This is a genomic window from Streptomyces spiralis (genome assembly GCF_014654675.1).
Lineage (GTDB): Bacteria > Actinomycetota > Actinomycetes > Streptomycetales > Streptomycetaceae > Streptomyces > Streptomyces spiralis.
Map to the genome: position 1 here is coordinate 1 of NZ_BNBC01000023.1, position 18,486 is coordinate 18,486.

At 69.1% G+C, this 18,486-nt stretch carries 19 protein-coding genes and 2 pseudogenes; 11 read left to right on the forward strand and 10 right to left on the reverse strand.

Annotated features, from left to right (window positions below; translation table 11 throughout):
• The coding region (locus tag IE318_RS45135) for a substrate-binding domain-containing protein (RefSeq protein ID WP_229903712.1) at nucleotides 1-252 on the forward strand (252 nt) is incomplete at its 5' end.
• On the opposite strand, the pseudogene IE318_RS22970 reads toward IE318_RS45135, so the two are convergent.
• Nucleotides 147-983 (reverse strand): annotated as a pseudogene (locus IE318_RS22970) (IS5 family transposase); the annotation flags it as partial. The gene IE318_RS45135 and the pseudogene IE318_RS22970 overlap by 106 nt on opposite strands.
• Before the next feature lie 457 nt (nucleotides 984-1,440).
• Between IE318_RS22970 and IE318_RS22975 the strand changes: the two are divergent.
• Nucleotides 1,441-2,445 carry a pentapeptide repeat-containing protein gene (locus IE318_RS22975; RefSeq protein WP_194717500.1) on the forward strand — a complete coding sequence of 335 codons (1,005 nt, stop codon included), beginning with the start codon at nucleotides 1,441-1,443 and terminating at the stop codon, nucleotides 2,443-2,445.
• Nucleotides 2,446-2,671: 226 nt separating this feature from the next.
• Here IE318_RS22975 and IE318_RS22980 read toward each other — a convergent pair whose 3' ends face one another.
• From IE318_RS22980 to IE318_RS22995, 4 genes are all read right to left on the reverse strand, one after another.
• Complete coding sequence (locus IE318_RS22980) at nucleotides 2,672-3,013, reverse strand: hypothetical protein (protein ID WP_229903698.1); 342 nt, start codon at nucleotides 3,011-3,013, stop codon at nucleotides 2,672-2,674.
• 98 nt (nucleotides 3,014-3,111) lie between these two features.
• Nucleotides 3,112-3,549 carry a DUF2267 domain-containing protein gene (locus IE318_RS22985; RefSeq protein ID WP_189903260.1) on the reverse strand — a complete coding sequence of 146 codons (438 nt, stop codon included), beginning with the start codon at nucleotides 3,547-3,549 and terminating at the stop codon, nucleotides 3,112-3,114.
• 56 nt (nucleotides 3,550-3,605) lie between these two features.
• Nucleotides 3,606-4,001 (reverse strand): DUF2267 domain-containing protein, encoded by a 396-nt coding sequence (locus IE318_RS22990; protein ID WP_030183215.1) that lies wholly within the window; start codon nucleotides 3,999-4,001, stop codon nucleotides 3,606-3,608.
• A 106-nt stretch (nucleotides 4,002-4,107) separates the two neighbouring features.
• On the reverse strand, nucleotides 4,108-4,539 hold the full coding sequence (locus IE318_RS22995; RefSeq protein ID WP_189903262.1) for an Hsp20/alpha crystallin family protein: 432 nt from the start codon (nucleotides 4,537-4,539) through the stop codon (nucleotides 4,108-4,110).
• Between the two features lie 126 nt (nucleotides 4,540-4,665).
• On the opposite strand from IE318_RS22995, the gene IE318_RS23000 reads away from it, so the two are divergent.
• On the forward strand, nucleotides 4,666-5,298 hold the full coding sequence (locus IE318_RS23000) for a hypothetical protein (RefSeq protein ID WP_030183211.1): 633 nt from the start codon (nucleotides 4,666-4,668) through the stop codon (nucleotides 5,296-5,298).
• A gap of 373 nt (nucleotides 5,299-5,671) precedes the next feature.
• Nucleotides 5,672-5,959: pseudogene (locus tag IE318_RS45140) on the forward strand (MerR family transcriptional regulator); the annotation flags it as partial.
• Here IE318_RS45140 and IE318_RS23005 read toward each other — a convergent pair.
• Both IE318_RS23005 and IE318_RS23010 read right to left on the reverse strand, forming a co-directional pair.
• Entirely contained in the window at nucleotides 5,949-6,512 is a 564-nt protein-coding gene (locus IE318_RS23005) for a cysteine hydrolase family protein (protein WP_189903264.1), read from the reverse strand. The pseudogene IE318_RS45140 and the gene IE318_RS23005 overlap by 11 nt on opposite strands.
• A 616-nt stretch (nucleotides 6,513-7,128) precedes the next feature.
• Entirely contained in the window at nucleotides 7,129-8,397 is a 1,269-nt protein-coding gene (locus IE318_RS23010; protein WP_189903266.1) for a PP2C family protein-serine/threonine phosphatase, read from the reverse strand.
• Nucleotides 8,398-8,889: 492 nt separating this feature from the next.
• On the opposite strand from IE318_RS23010, the gene IE318_RS23015 reads away from it, so the two are divergent.
• On the forward strand, nucleotides 8,890-9,210 hold the full coding sequence (locus IE318_RS23015; protein ID WP_194717501.1) for a hypothetical protein: 321 nt from the start codon (nucleotides 8,890-8,892) through the stop codon (nucleotides 9,208-9,210).
• 21 nt (nucleotides 9,211-9,231) lie between these two features.
• On the opposite strand, the gene IE318_RS23020 is transcribed toward IE318_RS23015, so the two are convergent.
• The 3 genes from IE318_RS23020 to IE318_RS23030 all read right to left on the reverse strand — a co-directional run bounded on the left by IE318_RS23020 (nucleotide 9,232) and on the right by IE318_RS23030 (nucleotide 11,449).
• Complete coding sequence (locus IE318_RS23020) at nucleotides 9,232-9,642, reverse strand: SRPBCC family protein (RefSeq protein WP_189903270.1); 411 nt, start codon at nucleotides 9,640-9,642, stop codon at nucleotides 9,232-9,234.
• Nucleotides 9,639-9,953 (reverse strand): ArsR/SmtB family transcription factor, encoded by a 315-nt coding sequence (locus IE318_RS23025; RefSeq protein ID WP_189903272.1) that lies wholly within the window; start codon nucleotides 9,951-9,953, stop codon nucleotides 9,639-9,641. The genes IE318_RS23020 and IE318_RS23025 overlap by 4 nt, the downstream gene beginning before the upstream one ends.
• Before the next feature lie 152 nt (nucleotides 9,954-10,105).
• Complete coding sequence (locus IE318_RS23030) at nucleotides 10,106-11,449, reverse strand: family 43 glycosylhydrolase (protein WP_189903274.1); 1,344 nt, start codon at nucleotides 11,447-11,449, stop codon at nucleotides 10,106-10,108.
• Nucleotides 11,450-11,933: 484 nt separating this feature from the next.
• Between IE318_RS23030 and IE318_RS23035 the strand changes: the two genes are divergently transcribed.
• The 6 genes from IE318_RS23035 to IE318_RS23060 are packed head-to-tail and all read left to right on the forward strand — an operon-like array spanning nucleotide 11,934 to nucleotide 18,450.
• Entirely contained in the window at nucleotides 11,934-13,196 is a 1,263-nt protein-coding gene (locus IE318_RS23035) for an ROK family transcriptional regulator (RefSeq protein ID WP_189903276.1), read from the forward strand.
• Nucleotides 13,183-14,052 carry an ABC transporter permease gene (locus tag IE318_RS23040; RefSeq protein ID WP_189903278.1) on the forward strand — a complete coding sequence of 290 codons (870 nt, stop codon included), beginning with the start codon at nucleotides 13,183-13,185 and terminating at the stop codon, nucleotides 14,050-14,052. Before IE318_RS23035 ends, IE318_RS23040 begins: the two co-directional genes overlap by 14 nt.
• Nucleotides 14,049-14,855: an ABC transporter ATP-binding protein gene (locus IE318_RS23045; RefSeq protein ID WP_189903280.1), complete on the forward strand. Its 807-nt coding sequence runs from the start codon at nucleotides 14,049-14,051 to the stop codon at nucleotides 14,853-14,855. Before IE318_RS23040 ends, IE318_RS23045 begins: the two co-directional genes overlap by 4 nt.
• A 19-nt stretch (nucleotides 14,856-14,874) precedes the next feature.
• A complete protein-coding gene (locus IE318_RS23050; RefSeq protein WP_189903282.1) occupies nucleotides 14,875-15,876 on the forward strand; it encodes an aliphatic sulfonate ABC transporter substrate-binding protein in 1,002 nt (333 codons plus the stop codon).
• A 41-nt stretch (nucleotides 15,877-15,917) separates the two neighbouring features.
• The gene (locus IE318_RS23055) at nucleotides 15,918-17,447 is read left to right on the forward strand and encodes a sulfatase family protein (RefSeq protein WP_189903284.1); all 1,530 of its coding nucleotides are present in this window, start codon (nucleotides 15,918-15,920) and stop codon (nucleotides 17,445-17,447) included.
• 31 nt (nucleotides 17,448-17,478) lie between these two features.
• Nucleotides 17,479-18,450, forward strand: coding sequence for a formylglycine-generating enzyme family protein (locus IE318_RS23060; protein ID WP_189903287.1), 972 nt, complete (start codon nucleotides 17,479-17,481; stop codon nucleotides 18,448-18,450).
• The last annotated feature ends 36 nt before the right edge of the window (nucleotides 18,451-18,486 follow it).

Consider the following 18,486-nt stretch of genomic DNA (forward strand, 5'->3'; position numbering starts at 1 on the left):
TCGGACCTGATGGCTTCCGGTGCCCTGCGGATCTTGAGGGAACGGGGGCGCACGGTGCCGCAGGATGTGGCGGTCGTAGGCTTCGACGATCTCACCCCCATCGCCGAGACCACGGATCCGCCGCTCACGACGGTGCACCAGGACATCGAGCCGCGCCAGTTCGGGGTGGCTTCGCGGGTGAGTCGTCGGCTTATGAGGTCGATCGTCGCGACGTGGATTATGGCTTCGGAGCGGTGGGTGTGGGTCTCGTAGTCGCGTGCGAGTCGGCGGTGGTGCATCAGCCAGCCGAAGGTCCGCTCAACCACCCAACGTCGGGGGATCACCTTGAAACCTTTGACACCGGGGTTGCGTTGGACGACTTCGACGTCGATGCCGAGTCGGGTGCCGTGGTCGATGGCTTTCGTTCGGTAGCCGGTGTCGGCCCATGCCTTGGTCACTCGGGGATGCGCATCGGCGATGCGGGACAGTACATGCATGCCGCCGGTGTTGTCGGAGACGCTGGCGGCGGTGACCCAGACCGCCAGCAGCAGGCCAAGGGTGTCGACGCCGATGTGCCGCTTGCGACCTGCGATTTTCTTGCCTGCATCGATGCCCTGGCTGGCCGCGGGCACGTTGGCAGAGGTCTTGATGCTCTGTGCGTCCAGCACGCAGGCACTCGGCTCGGCATCTCGGCCTTCGGCCTGGCGGGCCAAGCGGCGCAGGAGTCCGTTGAGGTGGTCGAAGATGCCTTCCTTCTGCCAGGCGGCAAAGTATCCGTAGACGGTTTCCCAGGGAGGGAAATCATGCGGCAGGCAGCGCCACGGGATGCCCGTCCGATCGACGTAGAGGATGGCGTCCATGAGGCGGCGCAAGTCATGCTCGGGCGGCCGGCCGATGTCCGGGCCCCTGCCTCTCCGTTCCGTCCGCCATGCTGTCAGCGTGGGTTCCAGAAGTGCCCAGCGGGCGTCGGACAGGTCGCTGGGATACGGGCGCCGTCGCGTCATGTTTCCGTAGTACTGTCCGGCACGGTGTCTCTCCAGGGCGCAAATGATGCCAGCAGGGGGCGCCCCGGGATCAGACAGGAGCGAACCATCCCAACCGGACCGGCGAACGACGTCAGCCGTCACACCTGCCACATCAAGCCCGGCTGCCCCCATCTCCCCACACCAACTCGCCCCTAGAGCAGCACCAAACACCCCCTCCGGGACAAAACGCTCTTTCAGTGCTTGTTTCTGAACCCGCTGCCTTCTGGGCGAGGTCGCCCAGGGGCGTTTGAAGACGGCTGCTCAGACGCATCCTTCTGCCATTGCGGCGAGCGTTGGCAGGAAGTGGTGGGGGATGGCCAGGTCGTCAAGGGGACAGCGGGTTCTGCCCGGGCATCCCGTCCGCGAGGAGATACCCCCCGGACCGCGCCGCGTCGGCCGGTCGTGGGTGACGGGCCTCGCCGTGGTCTGCGGCAGCGTGGTTCTGGTCGCCTTTGTCACCGTGGTGGCGCCTCGCGTCCTGCTGAGCTGGGATGCTCCCTCGACACCCGCCGCAGACCGGGCGAAGGCGGTCAACGACATTCGCGGCACCCTGCTGCAGGGACTGGCGGGCGTAGCGCTGCTGATCGGTGCGTACTTCACCTGGCGGCAGTTGGACGTCAGTCGCCAAGGACAGATCACCCAGCGCTTCACAGCAGCCGTGGAGCAACTGGGCAGCGCCAGCCCGGAAGTACGGATCGGCGCGGTCTTCGCCCTCGAACGCATCGCCTATGACTCGCCGGACGATCGCGGGCCGATCGCGGAGGTGCTGTGCTCCTTCGTGAAGCGCAACGGAACGGCAGTTCCGCTCAGCGAGCGGCCGGTCCCCCGTGATGAGGCGCACAAAGGCGAACTGGCACGTATCCATGGTGGGGAAGAACCGCTCTCCGTGCGGTCCCCCGACCGGCAGGCTGCGATGACGGTCCTCGGCCGCCGGGCGCCGGCGCCGCGTTTTCAGGAACTGCGCCTGGACCGGATCGACCTTCGGGGGGTGCGGCTGGCCTTCGCTGACTTGGCCGACGCCGACCTGCACTACTGTGACCTCTCAGACGCACGCTTGACCAGTGCGGATCTACGACGTGCGGATCTGACCGGCATTTGGCTGGCCGGCGCTGCACTCATCAACGCAAACCTGTACCAGGCCGACCTCCGGACTGCGGTCTTGTGGCATGCCCGGCTCGATGGGGCGGACCTGAGCGCGACGGACCTGAGCGGCGCCGATCTGACGGGTGCGGTGGTCAAAGGCGCGCGATTCGAACTGGCCGATCTGCGTGGCGCTGACCTGACGGGTACCGACCTGGATGCGACCACCCTGACAGGCGCAGTGGGTGACGCCACGACGATCTGGCCGACAGGATTCGACGCCGCCGCCGCTGGCCTCGTCATGGCCCGGAGCGACACACCACCGCTGCGTCCGCAGTCGTCCCACGAGCTGTCCCGGTGAGCAAGTCTCCTCGTCGCCCAGCAGAGTGATACTCAGGCTGCCTGCCAGGTGCCACTCGATCGCCTTCATCTGGTCGCTGAGGTAGGCGGTCCAGACGCTCTTGGGGAACAGGACCCGGTGCGAGCCGAGCGCGCCCGTGATCATCCGGCGGAAGACCGCATCACACTGGCCAAGCTGCTGGCCCGGTGACGAGCCGCTCTGGAGAGGGCCCGCAGACCGCCACGGTCTACCGCGCCGGTCTCCTTATTGCGGGCACCTTCCTTTCCAAGCAGACGAGCCCGTGCTCGCGGGACAATGCAGCGGCGTACTCGGATACTTCCTCAGCTTTGCTGTAGGACATGAGCAGGTGCACGATCAGACCAGATGCCTCATCGATGACCGGGGGCGACGCCCACACGACACTGCGGTCGACGTCGTCCGGGTATCGCGTGACGAGGGCTTCCACATACGCCACAATGCGCGGCGCCGGAGGCACGGCGACATCGTCCGACTCCAGATAGCGCTCATAGAACTCGTCATATGCCGAGCTCGCAGCACGGTTGTCGAATGGACGGTCGCCGTCCCACACAGCAAGGTCGTGGCTCGCGGGCGCATCGTCGCAGGCAACAGCTCCACCGCCACCAGCATGTTTTGCAATTACTCTGCCAGTGATCCGTAGGAGAGCTCCTAGGCGGCCGGGGTGAGTTCGGCGCGGCCGAACAGCAGGGCGTAGCCGGTGGGGAGCTGGTGGAGGATGCGAGTGAGCAGGTCGGGGCCGGTGTAGGCGGCGACGGCGGAGAAGACGGTGCCGGTGTCCCAGCGGGTGGTGGCCAGGGAGGCGCCGGTGCGGGCGGCGAGGTCCTTGACGAAGGCCCAGCCGGTCAGCGGCTGGGGGTCGGGGATCTGCGTGGTCAGCACGCGTGCGGCTTCCAGGGGCAGGCAGGCGGCCAGGTCGACGCGTTCGTCGCCGGTCAGCTGGCGCCCCAGTCCGGCAAGAACCAGACGGACGGCTTCGTCGGCTCTCTCGAGGGTGGGGTAGGCGCCCTCGTAGCGGACCTTCTCCAGCATCTGCTCGTATGCCGTCCCGTACGGCTGCTGGGTCGGTGCGTGCCGATCGGAGATCACTGGGGTGGTTGCCTTTCTTGCTGTGGCCGGTGTTCGGGCACCGGCGTGCGGGATGGTCAGGTGGGCTGGGGGCGGCCGAAGAGCAGGTCGTAGCCGGCAGGGAGCTCAAGCAGGATCTGGCCCAGCAGGTCCTCGTCGGCTGCGTCGGCGACGGTGGACAGCACGGCGCTGACGTCCCAGGCCGCGGTCTGCTCGGTGGCGCCTTCGATCCACGCGGCGGTTGCGCGGACGAACCGCTCCGGGGACAGCGGCTCGGCGCTCTGCAGCGGGTTGAGCAGGATCAGGGCAAACGCCTCAGGCAGGCGCGCCGCCAGTTGGGCGCGGACGTCGCCGACCAGGTGTGCGCCGAGGAGAGCGAGCACCACACGAGCCGCGCGCTCGGCTTCCTCCAGAGTGTCGTACTCGCCGCGTTCCTTCACGTGGCCGAGGAACGCTTCGCGTCGCAGAGTCATCTCGGCCGCCACCCTTCCTTCTTCCTTCTTCGGACTGCCGAAGGGGTGCGGAGGGCGGGGTGAGGGAGAGATCGGGTGAACGCCCTCCGCACCCGTCCGGCTGATGTCAGCCGGAGATCTCCTTGCGGCCGGATCCGACGCCGATGGAGATCTTGCGGGGCTTGGCGCGCTCGGCGATCGGGATGCGCAGGGTGAGCACGCCCGCGTCATAGTCGGCCTGAATGTGCTCGGTGTCGAGGGTGTCGGCGAGCACGATCTGGCGGGAGAAGACGCCCAGCGGCCGCTCGGACAGCTCCACCTGCACGTCGTCGCCCGTCGCCACCGGCCGTCGCTCCGCCTTGACGGTGAGCATGTTCCGCTCGACGTCGATGTCGATCGCGTCCGCCGTGACGCCCGGAAGGTCGAAGGCCACCACATACTCGTCGCCCTCGCGGTAGGCGTCCATCGGCATCGCCGACGGACGGGACCAGGTGCCCGGGCCCATCAGATGCTGCGCCAGCCGGTCCAGCTCACGGAAGGGGTCAGTGCGCATCAACATCGTGAAAACACCTCCAGCAGGTTCGGGCGTTGCTGCCAATGCGCCTCACTGACACCGTTGTAACATGTCGTCCAATGGATGACAAACGCGATGTCATCTAGATGATGACAACAGAGGGAGGTGCCCGTGACCACAGCCGACCAGCCGTCCACGACCAGCACGAATGCCCACAGTCCGGTGTCGTTCATCGCCGCCGCGGCGGCCCTGCACGCCATAGACGACGCCCTGCGCGACGCCCAGCGAGTGTCCCCGGACGCCCCGGATGAGCCCGGTCCCGGGCCGGAGCAGGCGCTTGCCTCCCTGATGCTGCTGCGACGGGTGCGCGAGCAGCTCGCCGGATGGGAGAACGGCCTGATCGAGACCGCCCGCGACGCGGGAGCCAGCTGGGCCGACCTCGCCCACCCTCTCGGCGTCGCCAGCCGGCAGGCCGCCGAACGCCGCTACCTGCGCGGCCGCCCCGGCCCCGCCGGAAGCACCGGCGAACAACGCGTCCAGGCCACCCGCGAACGCCGCGCCGCCGAACGCACCACCGCCACCTGGGCTCGCCGCAACGCAGCTGACCTGCGCCGCATTGCCGGCCAGATCACCGCCCTCACCGACCTGCCCGCCGCGGCCCGCCTCTCCCTCAGCCAGCTCCACGCGGCTCTTGCCCACGACGACCCCGCCGAGCTCATCCGCCCCCTCAACGCCGCCCGCCCTCACCTGACCACCACCCACCCCGACCTCGCTGCGCAACTCGACACCCTCACACCGCCCTGAACCCACCAGTTGCCCCAAGGCGCGCAGACACCTGCCGTCACGTGACACAACTCTGCGCCTCTTTCAGCTGAGGAGATGCAGTGCGGGAGCCGGGCCAGGGCCTGGTGGGGCCAGTCCTCCCAGAGTGAGAGGAAGTCGGACAGCTCGGGGCTTTCTTCAGGTGCTGGTACGGAGTGCCGTCCAGCATTCCGCTGGTGGGGGCGGAGAGGTAGTCGCCGAGGCCCCGGCCACTTTCGGTGGCCTCGCCGACGCGCCCGGCGGTCGGCGTGCCGGAGACTCCCTCGTTGCCCTGGATACGCAGGAGACCGCCCTGGACCGCCATCGTGAAGTGCCTGTTCACGGGTATTGCCTCTGTGAGTGATCACACTGGAGATTGCTCGGTGCACGGCTGTACGAGGCGATCGGCGGCGCTTGCACCGCGACACGGCGTACCGAGCCGCGGATCGCCGCGCAGATCTGGGACGCGCTCGGGGACGCACAGACAGTGCTGAACGTCAGGGCTGGCACCGGCTCCTGCGAAGCTGCTGATCGCGACGTGACCGCGGTGGCGCCATCTGCGGTCATGCGGGGGCAGCGGCCCGCTGGCTCGGCGCCGTGCGCGGCCGCCGCCGCGGAGAGCCTGCCGTTCGAGGGCCCCGGACGGCCTCCCGCTATTGCGGTGCGATGGCTTTGATCCAGTCCTCGGCTGCGACCACATCTGCCCACTGCGGGAACAGCTTTTCGGTGAGCATCCGGTGCACCTCGGGGTCGGTGTCGAGGCAGGCATCCGCCAGGACGGTGAGGCCGAAGTCCAGGTCGATGGCGTGCCACAGGGTGGACAGCACTACAGCGCTGGTGGCGATGCCGGTGAGAACCAGGCTGTCGATATCGCGAGCCCTGAGCACCAGGTCGAGGTCGCTGCCCGAGAACGCGCTTCCCCGCCTCTTGGTGACCACGACGTCGCCCTGCTGGGGCGCGACGTCGTCATGGATCTCGGTGCCAGGGGCCCCCTCGGTGAACAGGCCGGCCCGCACGGCGTTTGTCATCACCCTGTTGCGGGGGCTGACTTCTGGATCGCCCGGCCGTAACCCGAGCACCACGTAGATCACGGTGATACCTGCAGCCCGGGCACCGTCGATCGCCCTGCGCAAGCGCGGCAGATATCCGGAGCCGTCATCGGCGATGGCCACGACGTCCCGTTGGACATCCATCACCAGAAGTGCGCTCTTCGCCATGCTTGCCGTCCCTTCTCCGTCGGGAAACAGGAGCAAGTCTGGTGGATCAACCGAGCTGTGACGGAGGTTTCGGAGATCCTTGCAGCGTCACGCCGCAGCGCGCCCACGACCGGTGTCAGTTCTCATCGACGTTTTCTTGCCCTGCGATCACCAAATGCTGTCCGAACTCGGTGATAAGCGGTGTCGCCCCTCAGTTACGAAGCCACAGCCTGGGGTATGGGGCTCGCGGTACGTCGGCCACGTCTGTCGGCTCCGGCGCCGCAACGGGCATGCAGCATCTCTCGGGCCGCGGACTGCTGTGCGGCTGCCTGCGGCCGGGCTCGGCACCTCCTGCGCGGAGTGCAGCGTCCCCGCTGACCCGTGGATCCTGCGGGGCCCGTCACAACCCGCCCCAGCTACGGCCTGAGATTCCCACTCCTCGGCGGCCAAAGGGCTCGAGGCGGCCGCCCGGCACAGCCACCGCTCCGCCGCCGTGCGACGTGCCGCCGAAGGTTGAGTGGCGAGAAGGAGACCCTCGGGGAGTGTCGGAGCGGAATCTTTGACGGTGGTGCGGCGATCTTGATGTGCGGCTTGGGCGAGGACGGTGTACAAGCCGCGAGGTTCGGCGCAATGTCCGTCACTGGTGCTGCGGGCGCCATTCGAAGAGCAGGATGGTCGCGTCGTCCCGCAGTTGGTTGCGCTGGTGGTCGAGGAGGGCGTGGATGAGCAACCGCAGTACCTCGGCCGGGCGCTGGCCGGCGGCGGAGGAGCGGATGATGAAGTCGGTGAACCGATCGAGGCCGAACTCCGCGCCGTCCGTGTCGCGTGCTTCTATGACACCGTCGGTATAGAGCAGCACGCAGTCGCCCGGTTCCAGTGTCGTCTCGTGGACCTGTCGGGCGGCCGGGGCGAGTTGGCCGGCCAGGCCGATCGGCGGCTGCGGGGGGCTGTCGAGCGCCCCGTCGAGCACCCGCTCGGCACGGATCAGCAGTGGCGGCGGGTGACCGCAATTGACCCAGCGCAGCACGCCAGTCTGCGCGTCGAGCCGGCACAGCACGCCGGTGCAGAACTGGTCGGGCAGCCACTGGGCGAGCGCCTGGTCGACGGACTCGACGACGTCGGCCAGGTCGCAACCGCCGCGGCGGGCGTTCCGCGCCGCCGCCATGGCGACCGACGCGGTCAGACCGGAGGTCAGATCGTGACCCATGGAGTCGAGGATCAAGGTGTGGAGCACGTCCTTGACCACGGAGTGGTCGAAGGCGTCGCCGGCGACGTCGTACGCCGGTTCCAGGACCGCGGTGGAGACGCACCTGCTGCTACCGATCGTGCGGGGTGGCAGGAAGGCCCGCAGCATCTCGGTTGGCAATCGCATGGTCGCGGTGCGCGTGCGGGCGGCGAGCCAGTCGCTGTAGGCGCGCTTGGAGGTGATCAGCATGGCGAGCAGATGGGCCAGGATCCGGCTGCGGCGCATCCGCGCCCCGTCGAGCGAGGCGGTCCGCACCGCCAGGACGCCCAGCCGCTCCGCGCCGTCGACCAGAGGCATCCAGACGATCACGCTGTCGTCGGCGTCGTCCACCCGCGGGGAGACGGTGCGGTACGCCCAGCCGGCCAACGAGTCGGTCACCGGTAGCGGCTCCAAGGTCTCGTCGAGTGGGATGAGCAGCCGTTGTTGCAGGTCGACAAGGTAGATCAGCGCGGTGTCCAGGCCGAGGGCCGAGGCGCACCGGTTCGCCAGGGCGGGCAGTTCGACGGGCAGGGCCGTCTGGGCCTCGATGATCAGCTCTTCCAGCAGATTCTCGTCGACGGCGGTGTCGGTACTGGCGGGAGCGTGCGGTGGGTCCGACAAGGGGATCACCCCTTCCGTGCCCAGTCTCACACCGATCCCGGCCTCTCTCACGTGAGGCATGATCGCACCGGGTGCGGCCGCGGCGAGGGCTGTTCCGTGTCACCGTGGGCACCAGTCCGGTCCGCCAGGACAGCGTGCCGATCAATGTTCCCTGGCACGAACTCACTGATCATCAACCTTCGCCGGCAACGGTGAATCTTCACTGGCACAGGACACGGGCCACCGAGCGGTTCCGTACCGCTGGCGGGCCTCGTTCAGGGCGTGTGCGTGCACGACCGGCCCCGCGGGATGTGACGGGTGGGGTGTCCTGATCGATACGGGTGACGCTGCCGGGACGGGTACGAGGTGCCGCGCCGCGGGCGGCCGCCGCCCTTGCCGGTGTCCCTGAGATTCTCCGCCGCCGCTGGTGTGTGCCGTGTGCGGGCGGGTAGGCGGGCGAACCGGATGCTTTCCATCCGAAGGAGGACGTACTCCCTGCCGCTGAGAAGCGGCTCGCTCATGAGGCAGTTCGTTCGCGGCCGCGCAGTGGTGGCCGCGGAAGGAGGGATCATCGTGAAGAAGCTGATGCGTCGGATCGCCACCGTGGGTGTGTCCGCCACAGTCGCCGGAGGCGCCTTGCTCGCCGCGGGCAGCTCGGCGACGGCGGCCACTGCTCAGACCACCCGGCACGTCCCCGCCCGGATCACCACGGTGAAAACCGGCTCCGGCCACGGCTGCCACCACCGCCGCGCCACGCGCGCCACCCACCGGCTCCCGGATGCCTGGGTCGCGGGCCAGCTGGCGATGTTCGAGCCCGCGGCCGCGAAGCGGCTGGCAGTGTTCGACCCCTGGGTCAAGGACCAGCTGGCACTGTTCGCCGGGACCGCTCGGTAGGCGTGGGAACCGCCGGGCGCCTCAGGCGGTCTCGCCGAGGAGACTGACCAGACGGTCCAGGACGTGGGGCCAGCCGTTGCCCATGCCGTCGTACGCCTGTCGGCCCATCGGCGAGTCGAGGTCGAAGCCGGCGTGGGTCAGGCGCAGGCGGGTGCCTTCGCCTTCCGGCTCCAGCCGCCAGGTGATGGTGGTGTCGAGCGAACCCTCGGCGAAGCGGTAGACCAGCAGCCGCCGGTCCTCCACCTCGGTCACTTCGCAGGGCTGCTTGCCGAAGTTGCCCATGTCGAGGGTGAAGCGGTGGCCCACGACGGCCTTGACGTCTCCCGCGGCCCACCAGCGGGCGTGGAGCTCCGGATCGGTCAGGGCGTTCCAGACCGCGGCCGGGGGATGGGGCAGAAACCTCTCGAGATCGATCGCGTTGTTCTCGGTCACTTCTCGTTCTCCTCGTCCAATAGATCGGCCAGCGCGTCCAGGCGCTGGTTCCAGTAGTGCTCGAACGGCCGCAGCCACTCGCTCACCTCGGCCAGCCGGGCCGCCTGCAGGTGGTAGAACCGGTGCCGGCCACGCGGCTCCTCGCGCACCAGTCCGGCGGTGCGGAGCACCGCGAGGTGCTCGGAGACCGCCGGCCTCCCGAGCTCGAACATCGCGGCCAGCTCACCCGTGGAGCGTGGTCCTTCACGCAGGCTTTCCAGCAGTTTGCGACGCACTGGGTTGGCCAGAACGCCGAACACGTCGGCAGGCATGACGAAACTATAGGTCGGAGATTCCCGACGCGTCAAAGATTTCCGACGAATATTGGACGGGGGCCTTCGAGCCTTCCGGCCTTACGGCCTTGTGGATCGAGGACCGCGAGCGCCGGCCGCTCGTCCCGACCGGCCGGCGAGGCGCGGCGTGGTCAGCCGCTGATCGTGTGACCGTGGTTCCGGCGCTGCACGTACAGCCGATGCTGCGCCGGCCCGGTCCATTCCAGCCGTACGACACCGGGCACGGCGGCCTGGCCGATGCGTGAGGCGTCCGACCAGTAGCCGAAGTTCGGGTTGCGGAAGAAGGTCGCCCACAGCCCGCCGTGATGGTCCGTGAAGAAGTTGTTGTGGCCGATGCCCACCCCCGCGGTCCACCGCTCGGAGTACGGGCCTTCCAGGGTGTCCGCGACGGCGACGACCGCGTCGTACTGGTACTGCGTCCGGCCCGGTCCGCCGGTGTCGTAGGCGTACCTCGTGCTGCCGTCGGGATTGACCGACGTCCAGTCCCACGCGGTCTGGACGAGGTAGTACTTGCCGGCGTACCTGAACACGTACACGCCTTCGCGGTACGGCTCCGGTGAGTAGGGCGCCTGCTGGAACTTCGGCAGGTTCGTCGTCGGGACGATGTCCTCCATGTCGTCCCGGAACCTGGCGTACAGGTCGTTGTGCAGCACCAGCCAGGCGTCGTCGCCCTCGGAGTACAGGCTGCCGTCGATGTGGTGGTAGGCGCCGGGCTCGATGAACTTCGGCCCCCCGATGAAGGGGTCGCCGAAGGGCTTGTCGTGGTTGCCCTCGACGAGCCGGTACGGACCCTCGATCCCGCCCTCGCTCACGAGCAGGAACGAGCCGACCTTGCGGGAGTGGTCGCCCATGCAGGCGACGATGTACCACGTGTCGCGGAAGTAGTGCAGTTCCGGGGCCCAGACCTCGCCGCGCTTGCCGAACTGGTCGTCGTACCAGTACTCCTGCCAGGGGGCCACGACCGTACGTCCGGGGCGGTTCTCACCGGCGAACTCGGGCGACCACACCTTGCCCCGCTCGGCACCGGGCCGGATGCCGGTCGTGTCGACCAGCCTCCACGGCCCCTTGAGGGACGGCGACACCCAGACGAAGATGCCGTCGTTCCAGGGGGCGGCCGCCTGCAGTCCGGGCACGCGCGTGGTGCCGGTGGCGACGTAGACCGGGCGGCCGTCGACCACGAAGCAGTTGACGTAGGTGTCCCGCATCCAGACCTGGCCCCGCTCCTCGTCACGAGGGCGCAACTCGAGCGGGAGGACGAAGGAGTTGTCCTCACGCGGCCACAGGTCCAGCCGGGTGTCGGCGAGGCCGTAGGGCTCCGGGTCGGGCCAGTTCGAGGGGTGGCGCCCCGACGGCGCGGCCTCCGCCGGTCCGGTCGCCGCATGCGCGACGGCCGCGGGCAGGGCGGCCGCCGCTCCGAAGCCTGCGACGCCGGCCAGCAGAGTCCGTCGGTGCAACCCGCTCTCAAGGCTGGTCATCAGTCATCTCCTTCGCCGTCCGGGATGCCGGTGCCATGCCGGCGTGCCGTCCCTGGTCGGCACGCCGGACAGCATGTGAAGGGACATTTTTTCCGTCAACACCCCGAACAAATGATCCCGGGCGTCCGACGCCTCGACGCCCGCATGTGGGGCGGTGTTTCCGCTGGTCCTGCGGGGGCTCGGTCGACCGGTCCGGAGAGTCACGATTGGATAACGCGCGGTTGGCGGCGTGACAGGTGGGGGAGGGGTCGACGGCAGCACCCGGACTCGTCCACAGCCGCCTCCCGCCCCGCTGTGCAGGAGAAACGTGCAGGCCGAGGGCCCTTCCTGAGGCGACGATTCATGGTGAGGCCGCACGAGGTGGCCACGTACACCAAGACGGGCCCGCATGTGTCCCCAGCCCCGGTCCGACACCGCGCACCTCCCCGCACTTTTTTCTGTCGGACTGTTGACGGAATTTTCCGGCCTCCCTACGTTGACGGCCATGCAGATGCCCACGGGAGTGCACGCACTGGTCAGGCGGACCCATGAGGACCGCGTGCTGCGCGCACTGCAGGAGAACGGAGCCATGAGCCGTGGCGAGATCGCCCGGGTCGTCGGCCTGTCCCGCACCACCCTCTCGGAGATCACCGGCAGCCTCCTCCAACGAGGTGCCATCGTCGTCGTGGACACCGATGCCTCCCGACGCGAGGGCAGTGGGCGGCCGGCCGAGCGGCTGGCGCTCGACCCGGCGTCGGCGCAGTTCATGGGCGTCGACTTCGGCCACCGGCGCGTCCACGTCGTCATCGCCGACGCCTCGCACGAGGTCATGGCCTCGGGGTCGGTCCGGTACGACGACAAGGCGTCCTGGCCGACGCGGACCGAGCTGGCGCTCGGCCTCGTCGACCGGTTGAGTGCCGAAGCCGGCGTCCACTTCGGGGCGCTCCAGGGCGTCGGTATCGGCGTGCCGGGGCCGTACCCGGCGCCGGACGCGGCCTGGCCCCGCGCGGCGTCAGGGACGACGGTGCTCCGCCCGGCCCCGGACGGCGTCGACGTGGCCTTCGCCGAACGCTTCGACGCGCCGGTGATCGTCGACAACAACACCCGTCTCGCCGCCCTCGCCGAGGCCATCAGCGGCGCCGACAGCGTGGCCGACCTGGTGTACGTACGCCTGTCCGACGGCGTCGGGGGCGGACTCGTCGTCGGCGGCCAACTGGTCACCGGCTCGGCCGGGCTGGCCGGCGAGCTGGGCCACGTCACCGTCGAACCGGCGGGCCGGCCCTGCCGCTGCGGCAAGCGCGGCTGCCTGGAGACCGTGGCCTCGGTCCCCGGGATACTCGCCGCCTGCTGGGAGTTCGGTCTCCGCCTGGAGAACCTCCAGGACCTGGCGGCCGCCGTGGCCGGCGCGCACCCGGTCGCGGACCGGGTGCTGCGGGAGGCGGCCGCCGCACTGGGACGCGTCGTCGGAGCGGCGACGATGACCCTCAATCCGGCGAAGGTCGTCATCGGCGGCGAGATCACCCGGCTGGCGCCCGTCATCGTGGAGCAGGTCGCCGCCACCCTCGCCGGCGAGCTCTTCCCCATCGCGTCGGCCGGTCCCGTGGTCGAGGCGGCACGGCTCTCCGACGACGACGGCGCCCTCGGCGCGCTCGCCGCGGTCTTCCACAGTTCACCCCTCCTGGCGAGGTATCCGGAAACCGCCGAAGTGAAGAGCGGTTCCCGCGTACGCAACTCCACCGACGAAGGAGCCGCCCATGTCCGTCCTTGACAAGCAGGGCGCCGGCCGGCGAAACCCCGTACCCGAGAAGACACCCGGAACGTCCGCCGACTCCGACGGCGCGGACGGCAGCAGGTCGGCACCGCGGCGTTCGCCGTCGGGCCGGCGGTGGCGGTCCGCGGCCCTGAACGCCGTGTCCGTCGCGCTGGGCATCGCGATCTGGTGGACCCTGGCCTCCGCGGGCTTCAAACTGCCGACGCCGCCTGAGGTCGTCTCGCGGGCCGGGACCCTGATCGACAACGGGACGCTCGGCAAGGACGTGGTCGCCAGTCTGACCCGTGTACTCATCGGCTTCGCCCTCGGCACCGCCGTTGCCGTCCCGGTCGGCTTCCTCATGGGCTGGTACGGCGTGCTGCGCAGTCTGATCGAGCCCTGGATCCAGTTCTTCCGGACCATCCCACCGCTGGCGATCATCCCGCTGGCCGTCGTGGTCATGGGTATCGACGAGACACCGAAGATCTTCGTCATCTTCCTGGCCGCGTTCCTCGCGTGCGTCATCTCCACGTTCCAGGGCGTCGTCGACGTCGACCGCACGCTGATCAACGCCGCCCGCGTCCTGGGAGCCAGGGACGCGGTCATCTTCGCCCGTGTCGTGGTGCCCGCCTCCACGCCGTTCATCCTCGTGGGCATGCGGGTGGGCCTCGGCTCGGCCTGGGCGACCCTGGTCGCCGCCGAGCTGGTCGCGGCACAGCAGGGCCTCGGCTACCGGATGCAGAACGCCGAGCTCTACTACGACCTTCCGACGATCTTCGTCGGACTCATCTCGATCGGGATCCTCGGTCTGCTCATGGACCGCATCCTCCTCCTCGCAGAACGCAAGCTCACCGGATGGCAGGAACGCCGATGACCAGTAGCGCGGCCAAGATATCCGTCCAGGGCGTCACCAAGACCTTCGCACTGGGACGCACCACGTTCACCGCTCTCGACGACCTCTCTCTCGACATCGCTGACAACGAGTTCGTCACCGTCGTCGGCCCCTCGGGCTGCGGCAAGAGCACCCTGCTGAACGTCCTCGCCGGCCTGGAGGAGCCGACCACCGGCCGTGCTCTGGTCGACGGCGTACCGGTGTCCGGGCCGGGACCCGAGCGCGGTGTGATCTTCCAGCAGTACGCCCTCTTCCCCTGGCTGACCGTCCGGCAGAACGTCGAGTTCGGCCTGCGGACCGCGGGCGTGCCCAAGGCTGAACGCCGCAGGCGCGCGGAGCACTTCATCAACCTGGTGGGGCTGGAACAGTTCGCCGACGCGCTCCCGAAGACGCTCTCCGGCGGCATGCGGCAGCGCTGCGCCATCGCTCGCGCCTACGCCGTGGGCCCCTCGATCCTGCTGATGGACGAACCGTTCGGCGCGCTCGACGCCCTGACCCGGGTCAAGCTCCAGGAGCAACTCCTCGACACCTGGAGCAAGGAGAAGCGGACCGTCCTGTTCATCACGCACGACGTCGACGAGGCCGTCTTCCTGGCGAACCGCGTCATCGTCATGGCCGCCCGGCCGGGACGCGTGTACGACGTCATCGACGTCCGCTGGGACGGCCCGCGTGACGAGGAGTTCCGCCTCAGCCCGGAGTTCGCCGCCCTGCGCAACCGCGTGTGGCACTCCGTCTACCACCAGGACGGCCGCACGGCCGCCCCCCAGCCATCGACGACGATCTGACCGGAAGGACATCCCACCCATGCCGCTCACGACCTCCCGCAGAGGGTTCACCGCAGCGGTCGCAGGCCTGGCCGCCGCCGCTCTCCTGACCGGCTGCGGCAGCGACTCCTCCTCCGGCAAGGGCGGTGAGAAGGTGCGCATCGGCTACATCGGTGACTTCAACGGCACCAGTCTGATCGCCATCGCCGACGCCAAGGGCCTGTGGGCCAAGCACGGCCTCTCCGCCGAGAGCAAGGTCTTCACCAACGGCCCGCTGCAGATCCAGGCCCTGGGCACCGACAACCTCGACCTCGGCTACATCGGCCCCGGCGCGATGTGGCTGCCGGCCTCCGGCAAGGCCAAGGTCATCGCGATCAACACCCTCGGCAACGCCGACCGCGTCATCGCCCAGCCCGGCATCACCTCGATGCAACAGCTCAAGGGCAAGACCGTCGCCGTGCCCGAGGGCACGTCCGGCGACATGATCCTCACCCTCGCCCTGGAGAAGGCGGGGATGAAGAAGAGCGACGTCAAGACGGTTCCGATGGACCCGTCGACCATCGTCTCGGCGTTCTCCTCGAAGAAGGTCGACGCCGCCGGCTTCTGGTACCCCGCGGCCGCGACCATTAAGAAGCAGGTGCCGGGCATGGTCGAACTGGCGAAGAACTCCGACTTCGCCGACCAGGTCTCCTTCCCGACGGCCTTCGTCGCCGCCAACGGGTTCGTCTCCAAGCAGCCGGAGAAGGCGAAGAAGGTCCTCGCAGTGCTGCGGGAGGCGATCGCCTACCGCTCCGCGCACACCGACGAGGCCATCAAGCTCACCGCCGACAAGCTCGGCATCCCCGAGGCGCAGGTGAAGGCGGACGCCGCCAACGTCGAGCTGCTCGACGTGAACAAGCTGGACGCGCTGACCAAGGACGGCACCATCGACAAGTGGCTGAAGAGCATGAACGACTACTTCGTCCAGGCGGGCAAACTCGATCACCCCCTCGACCCGAAGAGCTACTACACCGGCGACCTCTTCACGGGAGCGGGCCAGTGACCGCTTCCAGCACGCCCAGCACGCCCAGTACCTCCGGCAGCATGCCCGCCGCATCCGCCGCCACCGAGGCGTCCAGGAAGAACGTCCTCTTCCTCATGACCGACCAGCACCGGGCGGACACCCTCGGCGCCTACGGCAACGGCCTCGCGCACACTCCCGTCCTGGACGAACTCGCCGCCACGGGAACCCGCTTCGACCGCTGGTACACCCCCACCGCGATCTGCACCCCGGCCCGGGCCAGCCTGCTGACCGGTCAGGCACCCTTCCGGCACAGACTGCTCGCCAACCACGAACGCAACGTCGGCTACCTCGAGGACCTGGCCGAGGACCAGTTCACCTTCTCCCGGGCGCTGAGGGAGCACGGCTACAACTGCGGCCTCATCGGCAAGTGGCACGCCGGCAACCGGCGGACGGCGGCCGACTACGGCTTCGACGGCCCCGAGCTGCCCGGCTGGCACAACCCGGTGGACCATCCGGACTACCTCGCCTACCTCGCCGAACGCGGTCTGCCGCCCTACGAGATCAGCGACCGCATCCGTGGTGTCCTGCCCAACGGCGGCCCCGGCAACCTTCTCGCCGCCCGGCTGCACCAGCCGGTCGAGGCCACCTTCGAGCATTACCTGGCCACCCGGGCCATAGAACAGCTCGAGCAGTACGCCGCCGACTCCCGCGAGCACGGCAGGCCGTTCTTCCTCGCGCTGCACTTCTTCGGCCCGCACCTGCCCTACATCCTGCCCGACGAGTACTTCGACCTGGTCGACCCGGCGGACGTGGAACTGCCCCGGTCCATCGCGGAGACCTTCCACGGCAAACCCCCCGTGCAGCGCAACTACAGCGCGCACTGGACCTTCGACACCATGCCCATCGAGACGACCCGCAAGCTGATCGCGGTCTACTGGGGCTATGTGGCGTTGATCGACCGGCAGATCGGCCGCGTCATGGAAGCCATGGAGCGGCTCGGACTCGTGGACGACACCGCCGTGTTCTTCACCTGCGACCACGGCGAGTTCACCGGCTCCCACCGGCTGCACGACAAGGGTCCCGCGATGTACGAGGACATCTACCGCACACCCGGCCTGCTCCGCGTCCCGGGCGCGCCCGGCGGTGTCGTACGCTCCGAGTTCGTCAGTCTGCTCGACTGCACCGCGACGATCCTCGACCTGGCGGGCATCGACCCGAAGCCGGCGACCGACTCGCGCAGCCTGCTCCCGCTCGTCCACGGCGAGGCGGTGGAGTGGGACGAGGACATCGTCTGCGAGTTCCACGGCCACCACTTCCCGTACCCGCAGCGCATGCTGCGCGAGGACCGCTACAAGCTCGTGGTCAATCCCGATTCGGTCAACGAGCTCTACGACCTGCGGACCGACCCGGACGAACTGCAGAACGTCTACGCCCATCCCGAGCATGCCGAGGTCCGCTCACGGATGATGCGCCGCCTGTACGACGTCCTGCGGGAACGCGGCGACAACTTCTACCACTGGATGACGTCGATGTACGACGTCGGCGAGGTGGCTCACGACCCGACGCTGAGCGGACTCGACGAGTCCACGTACCACAAGCAGCAGCCGTGACGGCCGGCCCCGCGATCGAGGACCTCGACCCATGACCCGCGAGCACCACTCCTGCTGCACGCCGTCCGGCGCACCGGCAGCCATCGCCGTACCTCCGCCGGCAGTACCGCCGACGCCGGGCCCCGCCGTCGGCAAGCGCTCGACACGCGGACAGGTCCGCCTGCCGGGCGGTGAGTTCGCCATGGGCGACGCCTTCGGCGAGGGCTACCCCGCCGACGGCGAGACACCCGTCCACGCGGTGCGGCTCCAGCCCTTCCACATCGACGAGACCGCCGTCACCAACGCCCAGTTCGCCACCTTCGTCAAGGCCACCGGCTACGTGACCGACGCCGAACGCTACGGCTCCTCGGCGGTCTTCCACCTCGTGGTCGCCGCTCCCTCGGCCGACATCCTCGGCACCGCCGCCGGGACCCCCTGGTGGATCAACGTCCGGGGTGCCCACTGGCGCCGCCCCGAGGGGGCCGGCTCCGACATCACCGGCCGGCAGAACCACCCCGTCGTCCATGTCTCCTGGAACGACGCGACCGCCTACGCACAGTGGGCCGGCAAGCGCCTGCCCACCGAGGCGGAGTGGGAGTACGCCGCGCGCGGAGGCCTGGCGGGCCGCCGCTACGCCTGGGGTGACGAGCTCACCCCCGACGGCCGGTGGCGCTGCAACATCTGGCAGGGACGCTTTCCCCGCACCAACACGGCCGAGGACGGCTACGTCACCACGGCGCCGGTCAAGGCCTACCGTCCCAACGGCTTCGGCCTGTGGAACACCGCCGGAAACGTGTGGGAATGGTGCTCCGACTGGTTCTCGCCCGCCTACTACGCCCAGTCACCAGCGGAGGACCCCCGCGGCCCGGACACCGGCGCCGCACGGGTCCTGCGTGGCGGTTCCTATCTGTGCCACGACTCCTACTGCAACCGCTACCGGGTCGCCGCCCGGTCCTCCAACACCCCGGACTCCTCCTCCGGCAACCTCGGCTTCCGCTGCGCCAACGACGCCTCGGGACGGTGACCGAACGGCCCCTGGCTACGAGCAATTGACAGGGGG

Coding starts and splice junctions, on each gene's coding strand:
- IE318_RS23025 (WP_189903272.1), bottom strand. CDS start 9,953: ATGCCTGCCGACGTGTTCGGCGTTCTGGCCAACCCAGTGCGTCGCAAA.
- IE318_RS23010 (WP_189903266.1), bottom strand. CDS start 8,397: ATGCCTCACGTGAGAGAGGCCGGGATCGGTGTGAGACTGGGCACGGAA.
- IE318_RS23045 (WP_189903280.1), top strand. CDS start 14,049: ATGACCAGTAGCGCGGCCAAGATATCCGTCCAGGGCGTCACCAAGACC.
- IE318_RS23030 (WP_189903274.1), bottom strand. CDS start 11,449: ATGACCAGCCTTGAGAGCGGGTTGCACCGACGGACTCTGCTGGCCGGC.
- IE318_RS23055 (WP_189903284.1), top strand. CDS start 15,918: ATGCCCGCCGCATCCGCCGCCACCGAGGCGTCCAGGAAGAACGTCCTC.
- IE318_RS23060 (WP_189903287.1), top strand. CDS start 17,479: ATGACCCGCGAGCACCACTCCTGCTGCACGCCGTCCGGCGCACCGGCA.
- IE318_RS23035 (WP_189903276.1), top strand. CDS start 11,934: ATGCAGATGCCCACGGGAGTGCACGCACTGGTCAGGCGGACCCATGAG.
- IE318_RS23040 (WP_189903278.1), top strand. CDS start 13,183: ATGTCCGTCCTTGACAAGCAGGGCGCCGGCCGGCGAAACCCCGTACCC.
- IE318_RS22995 (WP_189903262.1), bottom strand. CDS start 4,539: ATGTTGATGCGCACTGACCCCTTCCGTGAGCTGGACCGGCTGGCGCAG.
- IE318_RS23005 (WP_189903264.1), bottom strand. CDS start 6,512: ATGGCGAAGAGCGCACTTCTGGTGATGGATGTCCAACGGGACGTCGTG.
- IE318_RS22990 (WP_030183215.1), bottom strand. CDS start 4,001: ATGACTCTGCGACGCGAAGCGTTCCTCGGCCACGTGAAGGAACGCGGC.
- IE318_RS23050 (WP_189903282.1), top strand. CDS start 14,875: ATGCCGCTCACGACCTCCCGCAGAGGGTTCACCGCAGCGGTCGCAGGC.